6 protein-coding genes are annotated in these 5183 nt (G+C 58.0%); all 6 read right to left on the reverse strand.

All coding sequences use genetic code 11. The annotated features are described in order from the left end of the window. Positions 1-39: 39 nt before the first annotated feature. Positions 40-1146: a hypothetical protein gene (locus A3722_RS03525; protein ID WP_150120077.1), complete on the reverse strand. Its 1107-nt coding sequence runs from the start codon at positions 1144-1146 to the stop codon at positions 40-42. Between the two features lie 46 nt (positions 1147-1192). Further along, positions 1193-1867, reverse strand: coding sequence for a cytidylyltransferase domain-containing protein (locus tag A3722_RS03530; protein WP_067626419.1), 675 nt, complete (start codon positions 1865-1867; stop codon positions 1193-1195). A 5-nt stretch (positions 1868-1872) separates the two neighbouring features. Next, positions 1873-2697: an inositol monophosphatase family protein gene (locus tag A3722_RS03535; protein WP_067626421.1), complete on the reverse strand. Its 825-nt coding sequence runs from the start codon at positions 2695-2697 to the stop codon at positions 1873-1875. Then, positions 2694-3635 carry a hypothetical protein gene (locus A3722_RS03540; protein ID WP_067626423.1) on the reverse strand — a complete coding sequence of 314 codons (942 nt, stop codon included), beginning with the start codon at positions 3633-3635 and terminating at the stop codon, positions 2694-2696. Before A3722_RS03540 ends, A3722_RS03535 begins: the two co-directional genes overlap by 4 nt. Further along, a complete protein-coding gene (locus A3722_RS03545; RefSeq protein ID WP_067626424.1) occupies positions 3632-4576 on the reverse strand; it encodes an SGNH/GDSL hydrolase family protein in 945 nt (314 codons plus the stop codon). The genes A3722_RS03540 and A3722_RS03545 overlap by 4 nt, the downstream gene beginning before the upstream one ends. Next, positions 4573-5183 (reverse strand): hypothetical protein (locus tag A3722_RS24240; protein ID WP_161488209.1); only part of this gene is annotated, 611 nt, incomplete at its 5' end. The genes A3722_RS24240 and A3722_RS03545, both read right to left, overlap by 4 nt.

Consider the following 5183-nt stretch of genomic DNA (forward strand, 5'->3'; position numbering starts at 1 on the left):
TGTGACAGGGGAATGGTGCATGGGGCTCTCCGATATCGCTCAAGCGGCGGGGGATGTGGCAAGCACTTCTGCCAGACCCGCCAGGTCCGTATCGCTTACGCTGTCTTCAAGGATGACCGGCTCAGAGGCATGGGTGCAAAAATGAACCGGCAGGCTCTGCTCAAGGCTGCGCAGTACGAAACCGGAGAGTTCCAGCGCCGGAGAGGGCTGGGTGTCGGTCACCGCGCCCTCGAAATCATAGTGCAGTGTCGCCATATCGCCCTGCACAGACAAGGGGTGGGTCATGGGCGATGTGACCAGCGTAAGCCCGCGTTGCTTGGAAAATAGCCCCGAGGCTTTAACCTCCATAAGCGTTTCCCCCGGCGCGGCGGGGGGGCTGAGCTTGCCGATGGTCCGGGCGGCATTATAGGTCATCCCAATCACTTCCGCCGGGGCATCGAGGGGAAACTCCAGCTGCGTGTCCGGCGTGATGCGCAGCAGATCCGCCGCTGCCAGCTTGGTCTCCCGGTGTTCAATCTGCCTGTCACAAGAGACAGTGACCTCTTGGAAGGGCACGAAGGACAGAGGCTGATAGCTCAATTTGCTGGGTTCCGGCGCCGGGCGTCCTGCTTGGGCCACGGATTTCATATAGGTGATGGCCGTGTTGCCCATGAAGTGGCCGATTTCGCGGCGCACATGCATGGGGTCCAGAAACAGGTCTTTAAAGCCAAGCCCGGACTGCGCCGTAAGGCGGGCCGCGAAATCGTAGAAATTGAACACCGGAATGCCACGCGCCCGCAGCTGGTCGATGATCGCTTCTTCGAGGGGACGTTGATGATTGGCCCGGGTCGAACTTGGAAAGATCATCACGATAGGCTGACAGCCCGCCCGCGCGCTCGCGTCGATGATGGCATAAAGGTTGTTCATCGCGGCAAAGATGCTGGAATCCTTTTGCCAGATGAACACCTCTTCGTTGACGCAGTAATCCAGCACGCAAAAATCATGCTGCGAAAAGTCGATCTTGCGCAGGTGATCCCCCAAAGCCACTGTGCCGCTGGCCCCATAAGAGACATTGGTGAAATCGGTCACCGCAGGGTCAGTTTTAAAGCTGTAACTGAGACTCTTGGCCAAGATCGAATTCGAAGTGCCTGACAGTAAAACGCGCATATTAGTCTCGATATGAACCTGGGGAAAGCGGGGGGAGGCTAGGGGGTTACTCCCCCAAGCCTGCCGCTGCCATGGCCGTGGCCATTTTGTAGTCTTCTTCGTATTTGATCACGAGCCCGGAGGGGCGGGAAAGGGGGAAGAACCCCATTTCGCCATGGAAGGTAGCGCAGCCGCCTGCCTCGAATGTCTCGACATAGCTTTTGGCATTCCAGCCCGTAATGGACCAAGAAATGCGCTGTACGGGTTTGAGCTCTTGTGTGGCATCCATTCCGTCGCGTGAGAAATTGAGCGGCGCGTCTTCCATCATACATTGGATCTGCTCGTTGACCCCCGAAAGCAGCGTGCCATAGCCGCCACTGACCAGCTTGTCGGTGAAAGCGCCGATCTCTGCGCGGGTCAGCAGTGGGGCGATCGAATGGATTTGCACCAGATAGTCACAGGGATGAGCCTGTAAGAATTCATAGACAAAATCTTCGCTGGTGGCGGTGGAGCTGCCGAGTTCGGCTGGGCGTTTGTGAAAGCGAATGCCGGCGCTATGGGCCAGATCGCCAATGGCATCGGCTTCGGAATTGGCCCAGACCTCATCAAAGCAGTCCATGCTTTCCGCCTTGCGCATCGCACGCAACACGATGGGAGAACCGTCAATTTCCAGCAGGTTCTTTTCCTTGAGGCGCTGAGAGCCAAGGCGGGCAGGGATCATGGCGATAATTTTTGGAGCCATTGGGGCTATCCTTTCACGAAGTCGCGGCGGCACAGGTCCACCAGTTCGGGCGCGCCGGAAATGCTGAACAAGCTTTGACCTGCCAATGCCGGTGACGCAGGGGATAGCGGATAGACCGGATCTGCAGCAAGGGCGGCATAATCGGCGCCGGCTTCCTGACAGATCAATATGCCCGCCGCATCGTCCCACAGTTTGGCTTCGACATTGATATTAAGGCGCAGCCGACCAGCCGCCGCCCAGCACAATTGCACAGCTTGGCTGCCAAAGATGCGGAACCGGCTGCCCAGCCAATCGGGATTGTAACGCGCGGCTTCCGGCCCCTTCATCAGGGCCAAAAAGCCGCTGGAAATGCCTATTGGGCTGCGCTGTGCCATCGCCGCATCCCAGAGCATTCCTGCCCCGTTGCAGCGCGCCCCTTGACCCGCCACGGCCTCGAAAACCGTATCTGCCCCATAGTCGTAAACGACACCCACTACCGGCATGCCCTCTACGATCAGAGCGATGCTGGCGCCAAAAAACGGCAGATCGCAGGCATAGTTCAACGTCCCGTCCAGGGGATCGACGATCCAATGCGGTTGGTCGCCGAGCACCTGCATGGCTTCAAAGCCCTCTTCGCCGATAAAACCGGCCTCGGGGAGCAGGCGCCGCAGGCCAGCCTGCAAGGTCTCTTGAAGCGCAAAATCCGTATCGGTGACAACATCACCCGCGACTTGGGTTTCTTTCGCAGAGACTTGTCCGCGGGCTTTGGGAATGATGTCGCGCAGGCTGTCGCGCAATAGCTCCCCGACTGCGGTGGCCAAGGCGCGTTGTTGGTCTTGGGCTACTGTCATGTGGTTGCAGGCTTGGCTTTGCCGTGGCGCGGTGTCGCCAGCATGTCCGGGATCGTATGGCCTGCCGCTTTGGCGCTGTCTTCAATGATGTGAAGCATGTTCAGCCGCAGGGTGTGGCTTTGAATCAGGGCCTGCACGAAGACCGGATCGCTGAGCAGCGCGCCCATCAGTTTGCGTGCACGCTCTCCCAAGGAACGGCCGTTTTTGGGGGTCACGACATAGAGCGCGCAGAGTTTGCACATGTTTTCTGCATTAGAGACGATGGACCGGATCGCTTGATCGCGCAGTGCGCCGGTTTCAAACAGGTCAGGGCTGGTTTTCACCATCTCGAGCACCACCGAGGGTGCAGAGCTTTCCAACGTGTCGATCACCCCATCCAGAATGATCTTGTCTGTGGCGGCGAGTTCTTTGACATTTTTCGGCTCTACGGCACTGCGGTACAAAAGCGCCGCTGCCATCCGCTCGGGTGTTTCACCCAGATCGCGCAGGACATCTGCATCGTCTCCGATCAACATCCGGATCGCCTCTCCCCGACGAAGCGATGGAACCGATTGAAGCACCCGTTCCAGTGCGGTTTTTTCCAGCCCGATTTTGTTGAGGAACTGGTTTTGCGCAGAAAGCACTTTGCGCATGCTTTGCTTGCTCAGGATGCGATAGAGGCTTTCAGGATTGGACGAGACCTCTGTAAGCAGTTTTTCGAACACTTTGGGCGATCGCATGATCCTTTGAAGCACCGCCGGGTGGTCGATGATTCGCGTCACCGCACCTTCGCTTAGGGCCGCGCCGGCGAGGATATGTTCAAAAACGGCTGGTTTCTTGCCCAGTTTGGCCATGGCCTTAGGGTCACTTTCCAGCCTTTCCAGAACAGCGTTCTGGACCAAACTACTTCCTGCCAAACGCTTTGCCATACGTCGCTTGAGGGTCGAAAAAAGCTTCATGATGTGCTTCCTTGTGCGATGACCTGCCGCGCGAGAGGCAGAATTTTCTGTGCAAGATGGGTCGAGCCTAGAGGCGTCTGATGGCGGTGATCGCGATAGGCGCCGGGGCAATCATCGAACACATCGGTGATATCCACAACATGGCTATAGGCCTCGGGGCGGGCGGCGATAATGGATTTTACCTCGGTGTAGAAATCTTGAACAGCTTCACCATAGGTCTTGTTAACCCCCCTCAAGACGACCTTCGCCTTGCTCTCGTAGAACTCTTTTTCCGCCGCAGACTGGGGGTAGTTGCCATAGCCCTGAACGGGTTGCAGCAAGGTCAGCAGTTTGATCCCTAGCTCATCCGCGAGCAGGCGGGCAAAACGCTGGTTCCGGCACCAGACCTCTGCCGGGCTCGAACTGTCGGGCGGGCCATAGACCAGCTTGCGGGTCACGATCCCCGCCTCAAGCGCGAAATCCAGCACTTTGCGGGTATATTTGTGCAGATAGGGATGGGTCGGCGCATTGAGCAGATAGCCGATATCGCAGATCCCCGAGAGCGAGATGATCAGATCGGGTTTGATGACCGGTGCGTCGCGCAACACGCGCATCAACTCTTGCGAGGAGGTATTTCCTTTGCCTGCCCCATGCCAGAGTTCGACCAGATAATCGGGCCCCGACAGGCTTTGTGCCAACTCAAGGCTCCACGGATAGGCGGGCCAAAGGCTGGTCGAATTGCCGATCGTCATCAGCGTCACATCCGGCTTGCGGGGATGCGCTTCGTCGGGCCACAGCTTGTAGCCGCCGGTGGTGCGCGGGTTGCGCGTGGGCGGGCCGATCGCACTTAAGTAAGGATCGAAATACTGTAATTCGTCCTTTGGGTTAAAGTGACGTTCAAAGGCTTCAAGCACACGGTTCTTCTGCTCTGTGTTGAATGGCCCGTCTTCTGTGTCTGTCATTCTTGTGTATCTACCTGTTGGCCTGTGTTTTGTGCCCCCAGACGTGCCTGCACATGGGGAAGTATTTTCTTTGCCAGATGGGTGACCCCGCGTGGCGATTGATGGCGGTGGTCGCGGTAAGCGCCGGGGCAGTCGTCGAAGGCATCCGTCAGGTCGACAATATGACGATAGGCCTCTGGCTGGGCCGCCATGATGTCTTTGACACCCTCATAAAAGGCGCGCAGGCATTCGCCGTAAGGCTTGTCTGCCGCCTTGAGTACCACCTTTGCTTTGCTGTCGTAAAAGGCGCGCTCTGCCTCGGTTTGGGGGTAGGCGCCATAGCCTTGGATCGGCTGCAAAAAGGTGAGGATCTCGCTGCCGGTCTCTTGGGCAAGCGCCCGCGCCATGCGTTGGTTCCGGCACCAGACTTCGGCGGGGAGTGCAGGGTCGGGGAGGCCGAAAACCACGTCATTGACGAGCCCATGTTCCTTGAGATGGTCCATGGCCCTCCGGGTGTATTTATGCCGAAACGGGTAGTTCTTGGCATTGAGAAGATAGCCGATATCACAGATGCCTGACAGGGAGACGATAAGATCGGGCGCAATCACGGGGGCGTCGCGCAAGACGC

The sequence above is a fragment of the Sulfitobacter sp. HI0027 genome (assembly GCF_001634775.1).
Lineage (GTDB): Bacteria > Pseudomonadota > Alphaproteobacteria > Rhodobacterales > Rhodobacteraceae > Sulfitobacter.

What these genes read in the sequence shown, in the direction of transcription:
- A3722_RS03525 (WP_150120077.1), bottom strand. Translation starts at nt 1,146, where the DNA reads ATGCGCGTTTTACTGTCAGGCACTTCGAATTCGATCTTGGCCAAGAGT.
- A3722_RS03530 (WP_067626419.1), bottom strand. Translation starts at nt 1,867, where the DNA reads ATGGCTCCAAAAATTATCGCCATGATCCCTGCCCGCCTTGGCTCTCAG.
- A3722_RS03535 (WP_067626421.1), bottom strand. Translation starts at nt 2,697, where the DNA reads ATGACAGTAGCCCAAGACCAACAACGCGCCTTGGCCACCGCAGTCGGG.
- A3722_RS03540 (WP_067626423.1), bottom strand. Translation starts at nt 3,635, where the DNA reads ATGAAGCTTTTTTCGACCCTCAAGCGACGTATGGCAAAGCGTTTGGCA.
- A3722_RS03545 (WP_067626424.1), bottom strand. Translation starts at nt 4,576, where the DNA reads ATGACAGACACAGAAGACGGGCCATTCAACACAGAGCAGAAGAACCGT.